Annotated in this window: 16 protein-coding genes; 4 read left to right on the top strand and 12 right to left on the bottom strand. The window is 62.5% G+C overall.

Translation table 11 applies throughout. The annotated features are described in order from the left end of the window. Positions 1 to 52 precede the first annotated feature (52 nt). The 3 genes from NKJ40_RS11345 to NKJ40_RS11335 are packed head-to-tail and all read right to left on the bottom strand — an operon-like array spanning position 53 to position 2088. Entirely contained in the window at positions 53 to 760 is a 708-nt protein-coding gene (locus NKJ40_RS11345; RefSeq protein WP_352466173.1) for a Bax inhibitor-1/YccA family protein, read from the bottom strand. 24 nt (positions 761 to 784) lie between these two features. Then, on the bottom strand, positions 785 to 1558 hold the full coding sequence (locus NKJ40_RS11340; RefSeq protein ID WP_352466172.1) for an anti-sigma factor family protein: 774 nt from the start codon (positions 1556 to 1558) through the stop codon (positions 785 to 787). Continuing rightward, positions 1558 to 2088: a sigma-70 family RNA polymerase sigma factor gene (locus tag NKJ40_RS11335; protein ID WP_502903703.1), complete on the bottom strand. Its 531-nt coding sequence runs from the start codon at positions 2086 to 2088 to the stop codon at positions 1558 to 1560. Before NKJ40_RS11335 ends, NKJ40_RS11340 begins: the two co-directional genes overlap by 1 nt. A 220-nt stretch (positions 2089 to 2308) precedes the next feature. On the opposite strand from NKJ40_RS11335, the gene NKJ40_RS11330 reads away from it, so the two are divergent. Both NKJ40_RS11330 and mazG read left to right on the top strand, forming a co-directional pair. Then, a complete protein-coding gene (locus NKJ40_RS11330; protein ID WP_352466170.1) occupies positions 2309 to 3493 on the top strand; it encodes an amino acid aminotransferase in 1185 nt (394 codons plus the stop codon). Positions 3494 to 3632: 139 nt separating this feature from the next. Continuing rightward, positions 3633 to 4457, top strand: a complete 825-nt coding sequence (gene mazG / locus NKJ40_RS11325) for a nucleoside triphosphate pyrophosphohydrolase (protein ID WP_352466169.1) — start codon at positions 3633 to 3635, stop codon at positions 4455 to 4457. 6 nt (positions 4458 to 4463) lie between these two features. Here the strand turns inward: mazG and hflX are convergent, their stop codons facing one another. From hflX to dusB, 8 genes are all read right to left on the bottom strand, one after another. Further along, positions 4464 to 5855, bottom strand: a complete 1392-nt coding sequence (gene hflX, locus NKJ40_RS11320; protein ID WP_352466168.1) for a GTPase HflX — start codon at positions 5853 to 5855, stop codon at positions 4464 to 4466. Further along, positions 5856 to 6101: an RNA chaperone Hfq gene (gene hfq, locus NKJ40_RS11315; RefSeq protein ID WP_006202172.1), complete on the bottom strand. Its 246-nt coding sequence runs from the start codon at positions 6099 to 6101 to the stop codon at positions 5856 to 5858. Between the two features lie 145 nt (positions 6102 to 6246). Further along, complete coding sequence (locus tag NKJ40_RS11310) at positions 6247 to 7110, bottom strand: D-amino-acid transaminase (RefSeq protein ID WP_352466167.1); 864 nt, start codon at positions 7108 to 7110, stop codon at positions 6247 to 6249. Between the two features lie 89 nt (positions 7111 to 7199). Then, positions 7200 to 8561: a nitrogen assimilation response regulator NtrX gene (ntrX, locus tag NKJ40_RS11305; protein WP_292655273.1), complete on the bottom strand. Its 1362-nt coding sequence runs from the start codon at positions 8559 to 8561 to the stop codon at positions 7200 to 7202. Continuing rightward, positions 8551 to 10836: a sensor histidine kinase NtrY-like gene (locus NKJ40_RS11300; protein ID WP_352466166.1), complete on the bottom strand. Its 2286-nt coding sequence runs from the start codon at positions 10834 to 10836 to the stop codon at positions 8551 to 8553. The genes ntrX and NKJ40_RS11300 overlap by 11 nt, the downstream gene beginning before the upstream one ends. A gap of 127 nt (positions 10837 to 10963) precedes the next feature. Further along, positions 10964 to 12424, bottom strand: a complete 1461-nt coding sequence (gene ntrC / locus NKJ40_RS11295; RefSeq protein WP_352466165.1) for a nitrogen regulation protein NR(I) — start codon at positions 12422 to 12424, stop codon at positions 10964 to 10966. Further along, on the bottom strand, positions 12421 to 13563 hold the full coding sequence (locus NKJ40_RS11290; RefSeq protein WP_023675075.1) for a two-component system sensor histidine kinase NtrB: 1143 nt from the start codon (positions 13561 to 13563) through the stop codon (positions 12421 to 12423). Before NKJ40_RS11290 ends, ntrC begins: the two co-directional genes overlap by 4 nt. After that, entirely contained in the window at positions 13560 to 14585 is a 1026-nt protein-coding gene (dusB, locus tag NKJ40_RS11285) for a tRNA dihydrouridine synthase DusB (protein WP_352466164.1), read from the bottom strand. Before dusB ends, NKJ40_RS11290 begins: the two co-directional genes overlap by 4 nt. 178 nt (positions 14586 to 14763) lie before the next feature. On the opposite strand from dusB, the gene NKJ40_RS11280 reads away from it, so the two are divergent. Beyond that, positions 14764 to 15984 carry a bifunctional 2-C-methyl-D-erythritol 4-phosphate cytidylyltransferase/2-C-methyl-D-erythritol 2,4-cyclodiphosphate synthase gene (locus NKJ40_RS11280; RefSeq protein WP_352466163.1) on the top strand — a complete coding sequence of 407 codons (1221 nt, stop codon included), beginning with the start codon at positions 14764 to 14766 and terminating at the stop codon, positions 15982 to 15984. Continuing rightward, on the top strand, positions 15981 to 16490 hold the full coding sequence (locus NKJ40_RS11275; RefSeq protein ID WP_352466162.1) for a CinA family protein: 510 nt from the start codon (positions 15981 to 15983) through the stop codon (positions 16488 to 16490). The genes NKJ40_RS11280 and NKJ40_RS11275 overlap by 4 nt, the downstream gene beginning before the upstream one ends. Here NKJ40_RS11275 and NKJ40_RS11270 read toward each other — a convergent pair. Beyond that, positions 16466 to 16927, bottom strand: a complete 462-nt coding sequence (locus NKJ40_RS11270) for a type II toxin-antitoxin system RatA family toxin (protein ID WP_352466161.1) — start codon at positions 16925 to 16927, stop codon at positions 16466 to 16468. The two genes, NKJ40_RS11275 and NKJ40_RS11270, sit on opposite strands and share 25 nt — an antisense overlap. Positions 16928 to 16938 lie beyond the last annotated feature (11 nt).

The following is a 16938-nucleotide window of genomic DNA, read 5'->3' as shown; positions in this document are numbered from 1 at the left end:
CGGCAATCGTTTCTGTCCATGATGTCCAACTCCGGTCTTGGTCCAACGCCGGCTATTCGCGCTCGCCGGTGAAATTCAACAGCAGTTGGAAGATGTTGATGAAGTTCAGATAGAGCGAGAATGCACCGAAGACAGCGAGTTTCTGCTGTGATTCCGCACCGAAGTTTTCCGCATACTGCTCCTTGATAGTCTGGGTATCCCAGGCGGTGAGGCCGATGAAGACGGCGATGCCGATCACAGAGATCGCGAATTGGAGCGCGGTCGAGCCCAGGAAGATATTGACGATGCTGGCGATCACCACGCCGATCAGGCCCATGATCAGGAACGACGAAAACTGCGTCAGGTCGCGTTTGGTCGTGTAGCCGTAAAGGCTGGTCGCGCCGAACATGGTGGCGGCGATGAAGAAGGTGCGTGCGACGCTGGTGCCGGTAAAGACCAGAAACACGGAAGCCAGCGACAGCCCCATAACCGCGCAGAATGCCCAGAACATCGCCTGGGCGCCGGCTGCCGACATCGTCTGCATCCGAAACGAGAACAAGAGCACAAAGGCCAGCGGGGCCAGCATCACCACCCATTTCAGCGGGGTGGAGAAGATCGGCACGTAAAGGGCGGGCGTGGAGGCCACCACGAACGCGATCACGCCCGTAACGACGAGGCCAAGGCCCATATAGTTATAGACGCGCAGCATGTGCCGGCGCAGGCCTTCGTCGTAGACGGCTCCGGCTCGGGCTCCGGCCCTGATATATCCGAGATTGTTCATGTGGTTCTCCTTCTTGAAGGTCGATCAGTAAAGCGTTTTGGCGAGCGCTTCGGCCGTGCGATCGAGACCGCCGACATCGCTGCGTCCGACGACCGCGTAGGCGACCTCGCCGATCTGGAAATAGGCCGAGGAAACTTCGCCCGAGGGAACGACAGTCGGTCTGACGACGTCGAATGTTCCGGGCCGGATGGCGAACAGCGAGACCAGCCCCATCTCTTTTGTCTCGACGGCCATCTCGACGCTCGGGCCGAATTGCGATGGATAGATCTGCACGTCACGGACCGTCCAGTCCGCTGGCAGGGATGGCATCACGATCGCAGTCGCGGCGCGGATTTCGTCGGCGTTGTAGCCGGGTGCTTCGGGTTGCGACGACATCGCCTCGCGCACGAGCGTCGTGCGGTGCGCCCGGACCGCGTCCTCCACGTAGGCGGGCGGATGGGTCGAAGCGACGACTTCCGTCACCGAGATCGGTCCGATGAGCCCGTTCGCAAGCCAGCCGGCAGCGACGAAGACGGCGACTGCCGCCGCTCTCTGCAAAGCACCAAGGACGCGGCCGCGCGCCAATCCCCGTTCCAGCCGCCGTGCGGCATCAGCCGTCGCGGGCCGCGCCATGCCTTTCGATCCGGCAAGCGCCACGCGCAATTCGTCACGCGTCCGCAGGTCGGACATCACCCGCGCGGCCGCTTCCGGGCGGGCCGAAAGGAACGCCTCGACCTCGATGCGACGAGCCGCGTCCAGCTGATCGTCGACATAGGCGTCGAGATCGGTGTCGGTCACGGGATCTCGCAGTGGGTTCATCACCGATCTCCCACGATCTTCAGATGGCCTTTCGCGCGTGCCGGTGCCACGTCCTCCATCTCGCGCAGGGCCGCGCGCGCCCTGCCGATGCGCGACATCAGCGTGCCCAGCGGCACGCCGCTGACCTCGGCCGCCTCGCTATAGCTAAGTCCCTCGATGGCGACGAGATGCAGCGCGCAACGTTGCTCTTCCGGCAATCTGAAAAAAGCGTCGCGCACCTGCGCCAGACGGACCGAATGTTCCTGCGGAGCCCGGACATTCGCCTCGGCGAGATAGCCGGCCTGTTCGATGCGCATTGCTTCCGATTTGCGGGATCGCAATCCGTCGATGAACGCGTTGTGGACGATCGACAGCAGCCATACGCGAAGGTTTCCGCCGGAGCGGAAGCTGCCGCGTCGCTCATAGGCACGCACAAGCGCATCATGCACCAGATCCTCTGCATCGGCGCTGTCGCGTGTCAGCGAGCGTGCATAGCGGCGCAGCGAACCGAGCTGTCCCAGAATATCGAAGCGTGGCATCGGCCGTTTCATGTCCTGTTTACGGAGCAGGTCATGATTTTAATCCCGCTTTCCCCGAATTTTTCTTGGGCGGCTAGCCGCGCTCTCTCCTGGGAGATATCGCGCCTGCCCTCGCGCGGCAGATAGTATTGGCCGCCCTCGAGGCAAACCCGACGCCGAGTTGGCGCATATGAAACTGCTGGCAAAGCACGGCCGGTTTGCGTATCACTCCGCCGCCAACGGAACCTTATCGATGTTCGAAAATCTCCAGCCCGCGCCTGCCGACAAGATCCTTGCCTTGATCGGCCTCTATCGCGCTGATCCGCGTCCCGACAAGGTCGATCTTGGGGTGGGCGTCTACAAGGATCGCGAGGGCAAGACGCCGGTGATGCGCGCGGTGCGCGAAGCCGAAAAGCGGCTGCTGCAAGGCCAGGATACCAAGACCTATCTCGGCCTTGCCGGCGATACCGCCTTCAACGCGGCGATGGCCAGGTTGGTGTTCGGCCCAACCGCCGACATGACGCGCATACGTGCGGCGCAAGCCCCCGGCGGCTCCGGCGCGCTGCGGCTGGTGGCAGAGCTGCTGAAAAGGACCCGCCCCGACGCGACGGTCTGGCTGTCGGATCCGACCTGGCCGAACCACATGCCGGTGTTGCGCGCCGCTGGCCTGCAGATACGCGAATATCTCTATTTCGACGCTGCTTCTGGTGCGGTTCGCTTCGACGACATGCTGAATGCATTGAGAGCCGCGAATCCTGGCGACGTCGTATTGTTGCATGGCTGTTGCCATAACCCGACAGGCGCCAATCTAGACATCTCGCAATGGGCTGCCGTTGCCGATCTTGTCGTTGAGCGCGGCCTGCTGCCCTTTGTCGACATCGCCTATCAGGGCTTTGGCGAGGGGCTTGATGCGGATGCCGCCGGCTTGCGCATGCTAGCGGCAAAAGTTCCGGAAATGGTGGTTGCCTCGAGCTGCTCGAAGAACTTTGCCGTCTATCGCGACCGCGTCGGTGCAGCGCTGATCATGGCGAAAGACGGCGCGCAGGCGGATTTGGCGATGGGCCAGATGCTGTCGGCGGCGCGCGCCATGTATTCGATGCCGCCGGACCACGGCGCGGCGGCGGTGCGCATCGTGCTTGAAGACCCCGCATTGCGTTCCGACTGGGAGGCAGAGCTTGAAGAGATGCGGCTGCGCATGCTGCGGCTGCGCGTCCAGTTCGCCGAGGCGCTGCGGCGGCAGTCCAACTCCGACCGTTTCGATTTCGTCGCCAGCCATCGCGGCATGTTTTCCCGGCTTGGCCTGTCGGAAGCGCAAGTCGAGCGGCTGCGCGCCGAGCATGGCATCTACATGGTCGGCGACAGCCGCATCAACGTTGCCGGCCTACCCGAGGACGGCATGGATGCGCTCGCCAAGGCGATCGTCTCCGTGCTCGACTGATACTTTTAGCTAGTTAGGATCTTTTCCGGAAACCGGCTTCCACTTTCGGATCATGGTCTGACCGCCCATCTGTGGACAAGACGCCCTCGCCGGCTGAAGTCGTTGGCCGCACAGCCGTGTACAGGATAGCGTTTCCCAGATGAAACCCTCGAAAGACATTTCCCGGCTGATCGAGATCATGGCAGCGCTGCGGGCGCCGAAAACCGGCTGTCCGTGGGACATCGAGCAGGACTTTTCGACAATCGCGCCATACACGATCGAGGAAGCCTACGAAGTGGCGGACGCCATCGCGCGCGGCGACCTGGACGATCTGCGCGATGAACTCGGCGATCTCCTGCTGCAAGTGGTCTACCACGCGCAAATGGCAGAGGAGGCCGGCGAATTTTCATTCGGTGACGTGGTCGAGGCCATCACCACAAAAATGATCCGCCGCCACCCGCATGTTTTCGGCGACGAAAAGGCGCGCAGCGCCGGCATGGCCAAGGGCATGTGGGAAAAGATCAAGGCAGAGGAAAAGGCAGAGAAGCGCAGTGCGCGCCTCGCCCGTGGGCTCGACCCGGAAGACCATGGCAAGGGCTTTCTCGACAGCGTGCCGGTCGCCCTACCCGCACTGACCCGGGCGCTCAAACTGCAGGAAAAGGCCGCCCGCGTCGGCTTCGACTGGAGCGAGGCGGGACCGATCCTGGAAAAGATCGAGGAGGAGATCGGCGAGTTGCGCGAAGCGCTGGCCAACGGCGACAGCGCGCCGATCAAGGACGAGTTCGGCGACATGCTGTTTGCGGTCGTCAATCTCGGCCGGCACCTCAAAATTGATTCCGAAGCGGCACTCAGCGGCACCAACGAAAAATTCCGGTCGCGCTTCCACTATGTCGAGCAGGCGCTGCAAGCGTCGGGAAACAGCCTCGAAGAGGCGACGCTGGACGAGATGGAAGCGCTCTGGCAGCAGGCAAAAAGCGCGAAGTAAACGCCCCTACCCGTTGTTTTGACGTCGCAATCGGCTTTCTATCTCTTGCCGAGCACTGTGTGTGGCCTTGAGCGCGATGGTCACGCTGCCATCCTCATTGTCATCACGCGAGACGATGTCGCCGTTGCGGTAAAGCCAGTCGACGACGCCGAGTTGGTCGGGCTTGAGCGTGACGGTGAACGTCTCCAGTTCGCCCGACATCATCGTCTCGATGATCGCCTTCAGCGCATCGATGCCCTCGCCGGTAACCGCCGATATGGCGATCGGCGGCGTCTTCTTGCCGTCAGCCCCGTCGGCAAGTAGCCGCGCCCGGTTGCCTTCGTCGAGCCGGTCGATCTTGTTCCACACTTCGATGACGCGCTTGGTATCGCGGGCATCGACGCCGAGATCGGCAAGGATGCGCTCGACATCTTCGGCCTGCGCGGCCGTATCGGGATCGGAGATGTCGCGCAGATGAATGACGAGGTCTGCCTCGACCACTTCCTCCAGCGTCGCCCTGAAGGCCGCCACCAGATGCGTTGGCAGGTCCGAAATGAAGCCGACCGTATCGGAAAGGATGATCGGCGTTCCGTGCGGCAGGCGCACGCGGCGCAGCGTTGGGTCGAGCGTGGCAAACAGCATGTCTTCCGCCAGCACCCCTGCTCCGGTCAGCCGGTTGAACAGCGTCGACTTGCCGGCGTTGGTGTAGCCGACGATCGCCACCACCGGAAACGGCACCTTCTTGCGCTTGGCGCGGTGCAGGTCGCGGGTGCGGCGCACGGTTTCGAGCTCGTGCTTCAGCTTGGTGATCTTGTCCTGCAGCACACGCCGATCCGACTCGATCTGGGTCTCGCCAGGGCCGCCGAGAAAGCCGGCGCCGCCGCGCTGGCGCTCGAGATGGGTCCAGCTCCGCACAAGGCGGCCCTTCTGGTAGTTGAGATGGGCAAGGTCGACCTGCAGCGTGCCTTCCTTGGTGCGGGCGCGCTCGCCGAAAATCTCCAGGATCAGCCCGGTGCGGTCGAGCACCTTGGCGTTCAACTCTTTTTCGAGGTTGCGCTGCTGTACCGGGGTCAGCGGATGATCGACAATGACCACTTCCGCGTGGCCCTCTTTGACGATCTCGGCGAACTCCGCCACCTTGCCGCTGCCGAGCAAGGTCGCCGGACGTGGATCGTTGACGGTCACCACCGCCGTGTGGACCAGGTCAAGGTCGATGGCGCTGGCGAGGCCGACCGCCTCGTCGCGACGGGCCTCGGCAGAACGGGTCAGGCGCGGGCGATTGGTATCGTCGTCGCCACGCGGCTGCCGGGTAAGCACCGGCACGATGACCACCGCCCGGGTCGGACCGTTGGCCTCTGTCCCGGTCTGATGTGCTGGTTTTCCGCGAACGCTGCGGTCCGCGTCTTTCTCACGTGCCAATCAGGCGCCCTGGCTTTCCTCACCATCGAACATCTGAACCGGCTGGCTCGGCATGATCGTGGAAATAGCGTGCTTGTAGACAAGCTGGGAATGGCCGTCGCGACGCAGCAGAACGCAGAAATTGTCGAACGAAGTGACCACGCCGGTCAGCTTCACGCCGTTGATGAGAAAGATGGTGAGTGGGTTTTTGCTCTTGCGAACTGAATTCAGGAACAGGTCCTGAAGATTTTGCGATCGTTCCGCCATTGTTCTTGTCTTTCGCCGATCCCCTTCGGTTTGCAGGCCAATGCGCCAAATTAGCCGGCACATGTCAAGCACGCAAACACCATCTTGCCGTCAGTAACGACAAGCAGAACGAGATATATTGATGTTCATTCCATCTGTGCGGTTATCAGGCTGGACTTTTTTCCGCAACGTCAAAAAAGGCCTGCCGTAATGAAACTGTTATCGAGCCCGGGTGGCCGTTGGCGACGGGAGCGCCATCGATCGCCACCACCGGCATGGCGATCGTGGTGGCGGAGCTGATGAAAACCTCGCGCGCGGCCTTGGCTTCGGCAACCGAAAAGCCGCGCTCTTCGATCTTCAGGCCGAGCTTGGCGGCGACATCGAACAGCGTCGTGCGGGTGATGCCGCGCAGGATGCCGTGCTCGGCGGGGCGCGTCACCAGCACGCCGTCTCTGGTGATGATCCAGGCGTTCGACGATCCACCTTCCTTGACGGTGCCGTCGACATCGACGAACCAGGCCTCCTGAGCGCCGGCTTCCTTGGCTTTCTGCTTGGCCAGCACGTTCGGCAACAGGCCGACCGACTTGATATCGACCCGATCCCACCGGTTCTCCGGCACCGTGATAACCCGGATCCCGCTCTCGGCCCGCTTCACGGCAGCTGCAGGATCGGCTTTTTTGGCGGTCACCACCAGCGACGGCTTCGTGCCCGCCGGCGGGAAGAAAAACTCGCGGCTGGCGACACCGCGTGTCACCTGGACATAGACCAGGCCGTCGACGACATGGTTGCGGCGCACCACCTCGCGCATGACGAGCGGCAGCACGCCGCGCGTGATCGGCCAATCGATCGAGAGTTCGGTAAGTGAGCGGTTCAATCGGGCGAGATGGCGCGGCATGTCGACGATGAAGCCTCGTGCCACCTCGCAGACCTCGTAGACGCCGTCGGCGAATTGATAGCCACGGTCCTCGATGTGCACGGAAGCTTCGGCGTGAGCGACGTAGCGCCCGTTCACATAGGCAATGCGCGGCATGGCTAATCCCTGGACGAAGTCCCAGCTTTCTTATGCGATTCCAAGACGGCCGTAACGGATAATTGCGTGGGCCACGACTGGTGTGGCTATCAGACGCCCAGCGACTTCAGCTTGCGGTGCAATGCAGAGCGTTCCATGCCGATAAACTCTGCTGTCTTCGAGATGTTGCCGCCAAAACGGTTGATCTGGGCGATCAGATAGTCCTTCTCGAATTGTTCGCGCGCTTCCCGCAGCGGCAGCGCCATTATGTGCTGATCTGATTTGTTTGGAGTGCGCGGCATGACGTCGCCGATCTCGGCAGGCAGGAGATCGGCGGTGATCGGCGCATCGACTTCGTCGCCGCGCGCCAGGATCATCAGCCGCTCGACATTGTTTCGCAACTGCCGAACGTTGCCCGGCCAGTTGTGCGCCTGCAGTACCGCCAGCGCGTCGTCGCCGATGCGGCGCGGCTTGATGCCGGCCTGGCGAGCGATCTGCTTCATGAAATTGTCGACCAGATAAGGAATGTCCTCGCGACGCTCGGCCAGTCCCGGCACCATGACCGGAACCACGGCCAGGCGATGATAAAGGTCTTCGCGGAAACGGCCGTCGGCGATCATGGCTTCCAGGTTCTGCGAGGTCGACGAGATGATGCGCACGTCGACCTTGACCCGCTTGGTGCCCCCTACCCGCTCGAACTGCTGCTCGACCAGCACGCGCAGGATCTTGTTCTGCGTCTCGCGCGGCATGTCGGCCACTTCATCTATGTAGAGAATGCCGCGATGGGCCTCCTCCAGCGCACCGACCTTGCGTTCGACGCCATTCGATTCGGTGCCGAACAGCTCGATCTCCATACGCTCCGGGGTGATGTTGGCGGCGCTCAGCGTCACAAACGGTGCACTCTTGCGCGCTGAGAGCGCGTGGATGGCGCGCGCGGCCAGTTCCTTGCCCGAGCCGGAGGGGCCAATGATCATGACGCGGCTGTTAGTCGGTGCGACGCGCTCGATGGTCTGGCGCAATTGGCTCATTGCCGACGACATGCCGATGAGGTCGAAAGTCTCGCCGCTGCGCAGCTTGAGATCCGAAACCTCGCGTCTCAATTTGGAGGTTTCGAGCGCCCGTTCGGCAATGAGGATCAGTCTGTCGGCCTTGAATGGCTTTTCGATGAAATCATAGGCGCCGCGGCGGATGGCCGAAACTGCCGTTTCGATATTGCCGTGGCCCGAGATCATCACCACCGGCAGGTTCGGGTGCATCGTCTTGATCTCGTCCAGCAAGGCCAGGCCATCGAGCCGCGAGCCCTGCAGCCAGATGTCGAGGAAGATTAGCCTGGGTGCCCGGTCGGCGACCGCCGCCAGCGCGCTGTCGGCATCAAACGCCGTGCGTGTTTCGTGACCTTCGTCGCTCAGGATACCGGCGACGAGTTCGCGGATGTCTTCCTCGTCATCGACGATGAGAATATCAGACGCCATTACCGACCTTTTCAGTTTCTTTTTCGTGTTCCGTCTTGCCCTCGCCGCGTATCGGAACGGTGGCGGCAACCGGCAGGATGATGCTGATCATTGCGCCCCGCCCATCGTGGAAGTCCGCTGGTGCATCGTGCAATTCGAGTCGCCCGCCATGGTCCTCCACGATCTTCTTGACGATAGCGAGGCCAAGCCCGGTGCCTTTCTCGCGTGTCGTCATGTAAGGCTCGAGCAAGCGCTGCCGGTTTTCGCGGGGCAAGCCCCTGCCGTTGTCGATGACGTCGATTCGAATCGCGCCATTCTGACGCCCGGCTTGAATCCGGATTATGCCGTGCGGACGATCCTCTGCATCAAGTCCGTCGATTGCTTCGGCAGCATTCTTGATGACGTTGCCGAACGCCTGCGCCATCAGGCGGCTGTCGAACGTGCCTTTGAGCGGCTCATTGCCGAAGATGCGCTCGAAGGTGATGTCGGCGCGGCTCACTTCGACCAGGAAGGAGGCCTCGCGCAACGAATCGCGCAGATCGATTGCCTTCATTTCCGGTTTCGGCATGCGGGCGAACGCCGAGAACTCGTCGACCATGCGGCCGATGTCCTCCACTTGCCGGATGATGGTGTCGGTGCATTGATCGAAAACCTCACGGTCCTCGGTGATGACCTTGCCGTAACGGCGCTTGATGCGCTCGGCCGAAAGCTGGATCGGCGTCAGCGGGTTCTTGATCTCGTGGGCAATGCGCCGCGCCACGTCGGCCCATGCGGAGGAACGCTGTGCCTGGACCAGATCGGTAATGTCGTCGACTGTCACGACGTAGGATTTATCCTCCGAACCGTCGTCGCCGGCTTCGATCGTGATCTGCACGTTGAAGGTTCGTTCAGTGCCGGCACGATAGAAGGTGACCTGTTCGCGATAGACCGGCCTGCCCGACTTGCGGCCGATCTCGAAGACGCGGCCGACGTGCGGCAGCACGGCGGAAAGGTTCTGCCCAAGCGCTGCCGTGGCGGATATGGCCAGCATCGTTTCGGCCGAACGGTTGACGATGGTGACGATGCCATATGGATCGACGCCGATGACCCCGGCGGTGACGCCGGCAAGCACCGCCTCCGAAAAGCGCCGCCGTTCATCGATCAGATCCTTGGCCGACAGGATCTCGTTGCGCTGCGATTTCAATTCCATCAGCATCTTGTTGAATGTGTCGCCGAGCGAGGCGACGTCGCCATCGGAGGGGCGGACAGGCACGGCTACGTCCAGATTGCCGGTGGCGACCTCATCGGCCGCGCCGATGAGCTGACGAATCGGCCGCACCAGGCGGTCGGCAACCGCAATGCCAGTCCAGATGGCGGACAGGATGATGATCAGCGTCAGCGACAGATAGGGAAGCGCGAAAGCCACTTGCGAGGTGCGGCGATTGTCTTCGAGACCGCGATATTCGGCGGTGTTGGATTTGACGATCTGCCGTGCCTTGATCACCTCGGGATCGACGAGGCGGATGGTGTAGAGATAGAGCCCGTCGATCTCGCGCAGCTTGACGATCGCACCCATGATGTTGCGGGTGCGCGGCTCTATCAGCACTGGCTTGCCATCGGCAGCGCTTGCCACGGCGCCCTCAGGCGGCTCCGGCATGGCAAAGTCTGCGTCGGTCTTGGCACTCATAACGAAGGAACCATCGGGCTTGATGAGTGCTGCGTGTGCCAGCGAACGTCCCACCGCCTCCTTGTTCATGAGATCGAGGAACCCGGTGCGATCGAGGCCGTAGAGCGTGCGCGAAGCGTCGAGGTCGTAAGCCATCGACAACGTCGTGCCCTGAAGATTTCGTGCGTTTTCCTGCACATAGGCGTCGGCGATCGACAACGACGAATTGACGATCGTCTTGGTGCGGATCTCGAACCAGCGGTCGAGGCCGATGTCGAGCGTGATCGACGCGATGATCGCCACCATGATCGCGGGAATTGCGGCGACCAGCGCAAACATCGCCACGATGCGCACGTGCAGGCGCGACGCAGCCTTGCCGTGCCGGCGCGCCATCAGGATGCGATGCACTTCGCGGCCGACCAGCAAGATCAGAAACAGCACGAACGCCGCATTAAGCGCAATCAGCGCCAGCGTCGTCCTCGCGTCGGGCGTGATCGGCGTGGCGCCAACGAGAATGGCGAAGGAGATCGCCGCCGTCACCAGCGCACCGGCAACGGCGATCACGCCGGGCAGCGCAAGCAGCCGGCGACCGTCTCGCGCGCCGGTATTGCTGAAAAGCGGTTTGCTCAGTGTCGGTGCGTGCAGAGCCATGTCGCCGTCTAGAGCCAGTGATTGCGTCGGATGTATGCAACGCATTGTGGCGATTATGCAACAAGTGTGGCCGAGACGGAAATCTTTCGGCGATCGATCCCCTGGAAAGCGCTCGTAAGGGGTTCGTTTAGATCTGCCTGGAGGACTTGTAGACGTTGACGCCGAGTTCGCGAATCTTCTTGCGCAGCGTGTTGCGGTTGAGCCCCAGCAGTTCGGCAGCCTTGATCTGGTTACCGCGCGTTGCGGTCATCGAGGCGAGGACCAGCGGATATTCGACCTCGGAGAGGATTCGCTGATAGAGCCCGGCCGGCGGCAAGTCGCCGGCAAACGAGGCAAAATAGCGTTGCAGGAAATGCTCCACCGCCTGGCCGATGGAAAGGTCATCGGGAATGAGGTTGCCGCCACCTGGAACGACAGGTCTTTCGCCTGTCTTCAACTCCGCCTCGATGATCTCGGCGGAAATCTCGTCCTGCGAATACAGCGCAGCCAGCCTGCGGATGAGGTTTTCGAGTTCGCGCACGTTACCCGGCCATGGGTAGCGCTTCATCAGCTCGATGCCGCCGGTGGAAATGCGCTTGGTCTGCAGGCCTTCACTGGCGCCGAGCTTGAAGAAGTGCCGGACGAGGTCCGGAATGTCCTCCGATCGCTCGCGCAGCGCCGGCAGCCTGAGCGGCACAACGTTCAAGCGGTAGAACAGATCCTCGCGGAAAAGCCCCTGATTGATCAGCGTGCGCAGGTCCTTGTTGGTGGCAGCGACGATGCGCACGTCGGTCTTGATCGGCGTGCGGCCGCCGACCGTTGTGTATTCGCCCTGCTGCAACACACGCAACAGCCGCGTCTGCGCTTCCATCGGCATGTCGCCGATCTCGTCGAGGAAGAGCGTGCCGCCTTCGGCCTGCTCGAAACGGCCGGTGGAGCGGTTCTGCGCGCCGGTAAAGGCGCCCTTCTCGTGCCCGAACAACTCCGATTCGATCAAGTCGCGCGGGATCGCTGCCATGTTGATGGCGACGAAAGGACCGCCTCGGCGACGGCCATATTCATGCAGCGCGCGCGCCACTAGTTCCTTGCCGGTACCCGACTCTCCGCTGATCATGACCGTCAGGTCGGTCTGCATCATGCGCGCCAGCATGCGGTAGATGTCCTGCATGGCCGCCGAGCGGCCGACCAGCGGCATCGTTTCCGGCGGCTCGTCGGCCCGCGTATCGATCTTCGGCCGCCGCGGCTCGGAAAGTGCGCGGTTGACGATGTTGAGCAGCTCGGTCAGGTCGAACGGTTTCGGCAGATACTCATAGGCCCCGGTTTCGGAGGCACGAATTGCTGTCATGAACGTGTTCTGGGCACTCATGACGATGACCGGCAGTTCCGGTCGTGCCTTCTTGATGCGCGGCAGCATGTCGAAGGCGTTCTCGTCAGGCATGACAACGTCGGTGATAACCAGATCGCCCTCGCCCGCCGCAACCCAGCGCCACAGCGTCGAAGCGTTGGAGGTGACACGCACGTCGTGGCCGACGCGCGAAAGCGCTTGGTTGAGGACAGTGCGGATGGCCGCATCGTCGTCGGCGACGAGAATATTGCCGCGAACGGTCATTTGCGGTCTCCTTCACCGTCGTCGTCGGTGCCAAACTGGGTTTCTTTCCACGCCGGCATCAGGATGCGGAAGGTGGTCCCGCGCGGCGTCGATTCGCATTCAATGATGCCGCCATGCTCGCCGACGATCTTTGCGACCAGCGCCAGACCGAGACCGGAGCCGTTCGGCTTGGTGGTGATGAAGGGATCGAACAGGATCGGCAGGATATCCTCGGAGACACCCGAACCGTTGTCGCGTACGCAGAATTCCAATGGCAGCGACACGCGATCCTGAGTCCCGGGTACAGAAACGCGAATGCCCGGGCGGAAGGCGGTCGATAGCATGATCTCGCCCTGGGGATCGCTGCCGATCGCCTCGGCGGCATTTTTTACCAGATTGAGGAACACCTGGATGAGCTGGTCGCGATTGGCAAAAACCGGAGGCAATGATGGATCATAATCCTCCAATATCTTGATCCGCTTGGCAAAACCGTTCTTGGCGATTGCTTTGACATGGTCGAGCACGACATGGATGTTGACAGGGTAGCGGTCGATCGGCCGCTCGTCCGAAAACACCTCCATGCGGTCGACCAGCGAGACAATGCGGTCGGTCTCGTCGGTGATCAGCCTGGTCAGTGCGCGATCCTCGTCCGACGCCGACAGCTCAAGCAGCTGCGCGGCACCACGAATGCCGGACAGCGGGTTCTTGATCTCATGGGCAAGCATCGCGGCGAGGCCGGTGACCGAGCGCGCCGCGCCGCGATGCGTCATCTGCCGATCGATCTTGTCGGCCATTGAGCGTTCCTGGAACATCACCACGACCGAGCCTGGAAATTCCGTTACCGGCGCGACGTAGAGGTCGACTACCTTCTCGATGCCGAGACGCGGCGACGACACGTCCACCCGGTATTCGTTGACCGGCGCCCGGCGCTCGCGCACCTGGTCGACAAGCGTCAGCAGCGGACTGCCGAAAGGAATGAGCTTGTGCAGCGTGTTGCGGGCGAGCATCGTGGCACTCGAACGGAAAAAATCCTCGGCATCGGCATTGGCGAAGGTGATGAAGCCTTGCGGATCGACCATGATCACCGGCCGACGAATGGTGTTGAGCACAATATGCGCGGCGTCCGCCATATCCGTGCTCTGTGTGACGGTGGCGTTCATGCCGCACTCCGCAGGTTCGCCGCTTCGGGAGCGCTTGAGAACATGTCGCGCAGCAAGGCAGTGACACGCCCAGGCTCGAAGGACGTGAGTACGGCCTTGCGCCGGTCGTCGCTTGTGGCGGCGTGGCGGTTGAGATACCAGCCGAGATGCTTGCGCGCCTGGCGCAATCCGCTTTCCACGCCATAGAGCGTCAGCATGTCTTCGTAATGGGCAATGACGTAGTCGCTCAGCGCTTGCGGGCTGTCCGGCATGCCGGATACCGGCTCTGCCCGCGCGGCCGCTACAATGCTGCCGGCAGTCCACGGCGCGCCATAGTGCGCACGGCCGATCATCACCGCGTCGGCGCCGGACTGATCGAGGATCGACGCAGCCTCTGCCGGCGAGCCGACATCGCCATTGGCAACCACAGGGATCGAGACGGCCTGCTTGACGCGTGCGATGGCACGCCAGTCGGCTTTGCCCTGATAGAACTGGCAACGTGTGCGGCCGTGCACCGTAACCATCTTGACGCCGGCCTGCTCGGCGCGTCGGGCCAGCATCGGGGCGTTGAGCGCACCTTCGTCCCAGCCGAGCCGCATTTTGACCGTGACCGGCACCTCGACCGCCCCGACTACCGCTTCGATCAGCGACAGCGCGTGGTCGAGGTCTCGCATCAGTGCCGAACCGGCATAGCCGCCCGTCACCTTCTTGGCCGGACAGCCCATGTTGATGTCGATGAGGTCGGCACCCTCGCCGGCCGCGATTCGCGCGCCCTCGGCCATGTGCACCGCCTCGCGGCCGGCAAGCTGGACCATGTGGACAGGCAGCCCGGAATGACGGATCCGCAGGCCCGAGCCAGCCCTGCCCTTTGCAAGCTCACCGCTCGCCACCATTTCCGATATAACCAGCCCGGCGCCATGGCCATGGGCGCGCTGCCGGAACGGCTCGTCGGTGATGCCCGACATCGGCGCGAGAAACACGCGATTGCGGATTCTCACGCCACCCACATCCAGCGGCGAAGCCAATTTGGTCACATCAGGCATGCACAAAAACCAAGCACCTTCGATTGCTGCACATTCTCTAGCCAGAACGACGGCAATGTGCAACGCGCAATGTTTGACATTAAGGCGCATTTGGGAAAAAAGGATCGCCGGACCGCATCAATCCTGGGTCTTCTGAAAGCGATACCACTTTTCTGGATCATGCGCTAAGCGTCTCGGCATGAGAGATGTGAGCGAAAAAAATGCTGCCGACGACAAGGTAGCCGTGGTCATCGTTGCTGCCGGCCGCGGCGCGCGCGCCGGACAGGCCAATGGGCCGAAGCAATATCAGCAGATTGGCGGCGGCGCCGTTATTGCACGCACACTCGACGCCTTTCTGACGCATCCGAAGATTGGACCTGTCGTGGTTGCTATCCATGCCGATGACGGCGCGCTTTTCCGTCGCGCCGCCGGCGCAAATGCCGACCGTGTCGTCGCTGTGACCGGTGGTACGTCACGGCAGGAGTCCGTTCGCCTTGGACTGCTGGCGTTGAGAAGCCATGCGCCGGGCCGGGTCCTGATCCATGATGCGGCTCGGCCGTTTGTCGACGCGGAACTGATAGACCGCACGATCGCCGCCATTGGCGAGCGCCAGGGAGCACTGCCTGCCTTGCCCATCGCCGATACGCTCAAGCGCGAAACGACCGAAGGCATGATCGGCGAAACCGTGTCCAGGGCCGGGCTTCATGCCGCCCAGACACCGCAGGGCTTTCCGTTCTGGCCGATCCTGGCTGCGCACGAAAAGGCTCATCATTTGGGCAAGGCGGATTTCACCGACGATGCGGCAATCGCCGAATGGGCGCACATTCCGGTGAAGATCGTTCCCGGCTCACCGGACAATGTTAAACTGACCTGGGCACGGGATATTGCAATGGCGGATCAGCGGCTTTCCAGCGCCCCACGTTTTCCGGACATCCGAACCGGCAATGGCTACGACGTCCACGCGTTCGAGCCCGGCGACCATGTCACCCTGTGCGGCGTCGCCATTCCACACGACAGGAAGTTATCCGGCCATTCGGATGCCGATGTCGGTCTCCACGCCTTGACCGACGCCCTGCTCGCCACCTGCGGCGCCGGTGACATCGGCACGCATTTCCCGCCATCCGACCCGCAATGGAAAGGGGCCGCTTCACGCATCTTCGTCGAACACGCGGCCAAGCTGGTGCGCGAGCGCGGCGGGCGCATCGCCAACGCCGATATCACGCTGATCTGCGAGGCGCCGCGCGTCGGCCCGCATCGCGAGGCCATGACCGAAGCGCTTTCGGCAATGCTGCGAATTTCGCGCGACCGCATCTCTATCAAGGCGACAACCAATGAGAAGCTCGGCTTCGTCGGCCGTGAGGAAGGCATAGCGGCCATCGCGACCGCCAGCGTTGTATTTCCGGGGGATGTCCCTGAATGAGCAATAGCGATCTCGCAGATGCCCTGCTTCAAGCCTGCCAGCAGCGCGGCATCATGCTGGTGACGGCCGAGAGCTGCACCGGCGGCATGATCATCGCCGCGCTGACCGACATTGCCGGCTCTTCCGCGGTGGTCGATCGCGGCTTTATCACCTATTCCAACAAGGCCAAGACCGAGATGCTCGGCGTCTCGACCGCTACGCTCGAGGCGCACGGCGCGGTCTCGCGCGAGATTGCGGTGGAGATGGCGGCCGGGGCCTTGGCCCATTCGCCGGCCGGGCTCGCCCTGGCGGTGACCGGCATCGCTGGACCGGGCGGCGGCTCGGCGGAAAAACCTGTCGGCCTGGTCTGGTTCGGCGTTGCCGTGGCTGGCCGGCCGATAGTCAGCGAATGCCAGCTGTTCGCCGACAAGGGCCGGGATTTCATCCGCAGGGAGACGGTCCGGCATGCGCTTGAGCTGGGTCTGCGCGCGCTCGCTGCGGATCAGGCTGCCGATGGCGCGCCGTAGATGATTTCGGCCCGTTTCTCGAACGCCTCGGAGAACATGCGGAAGGCGCGGTCGAACATGGTTCCCATGACCGCACCCAAAATGCGGCTCTTGAACTCATAGTCGATAAAGAAGCAGACGTTGCAACCGCGGCCGTCCCCCGGGTCGAAGCGCCAGACATTGCTCAGATATTTGAACGGGCCGTCGATGTATTTGACGTCGATGGTGTTCTCGTCAGGCTTCAGCAGCACCTGCGTGGTGAAAGTCTCGCGGATCGCCTTGTAGCCAATGCTCATGTCGGCGATGAGCAGCGTGCGTCCGTTGCGTTCCTTGCGCGAGCGAACCGTCAGTGCCTCGCAAAGCGGCAGGAATTGCGGATAGGATTCGACATCGGCGACCAGAGCGAACATCTGTTCAGGCGTATGCGCGACGCGGCGATGGGCTTCGAATTGTGGCATGAAACCAGTTT

The sequence above is a fragment of the Mesorhizobium sp. M0119 genome (assembly GCF_040322615.1).
Classification (GTDB): domain Bacteria; phylum Pseudomonadota; class Alphaproteobacteria; order Rhizobiales; family Rhizobiaceae; genus Mesorhizobium.
This window is presented reverse-complemented; position numbering and strand designations above follow the sequence as displayed.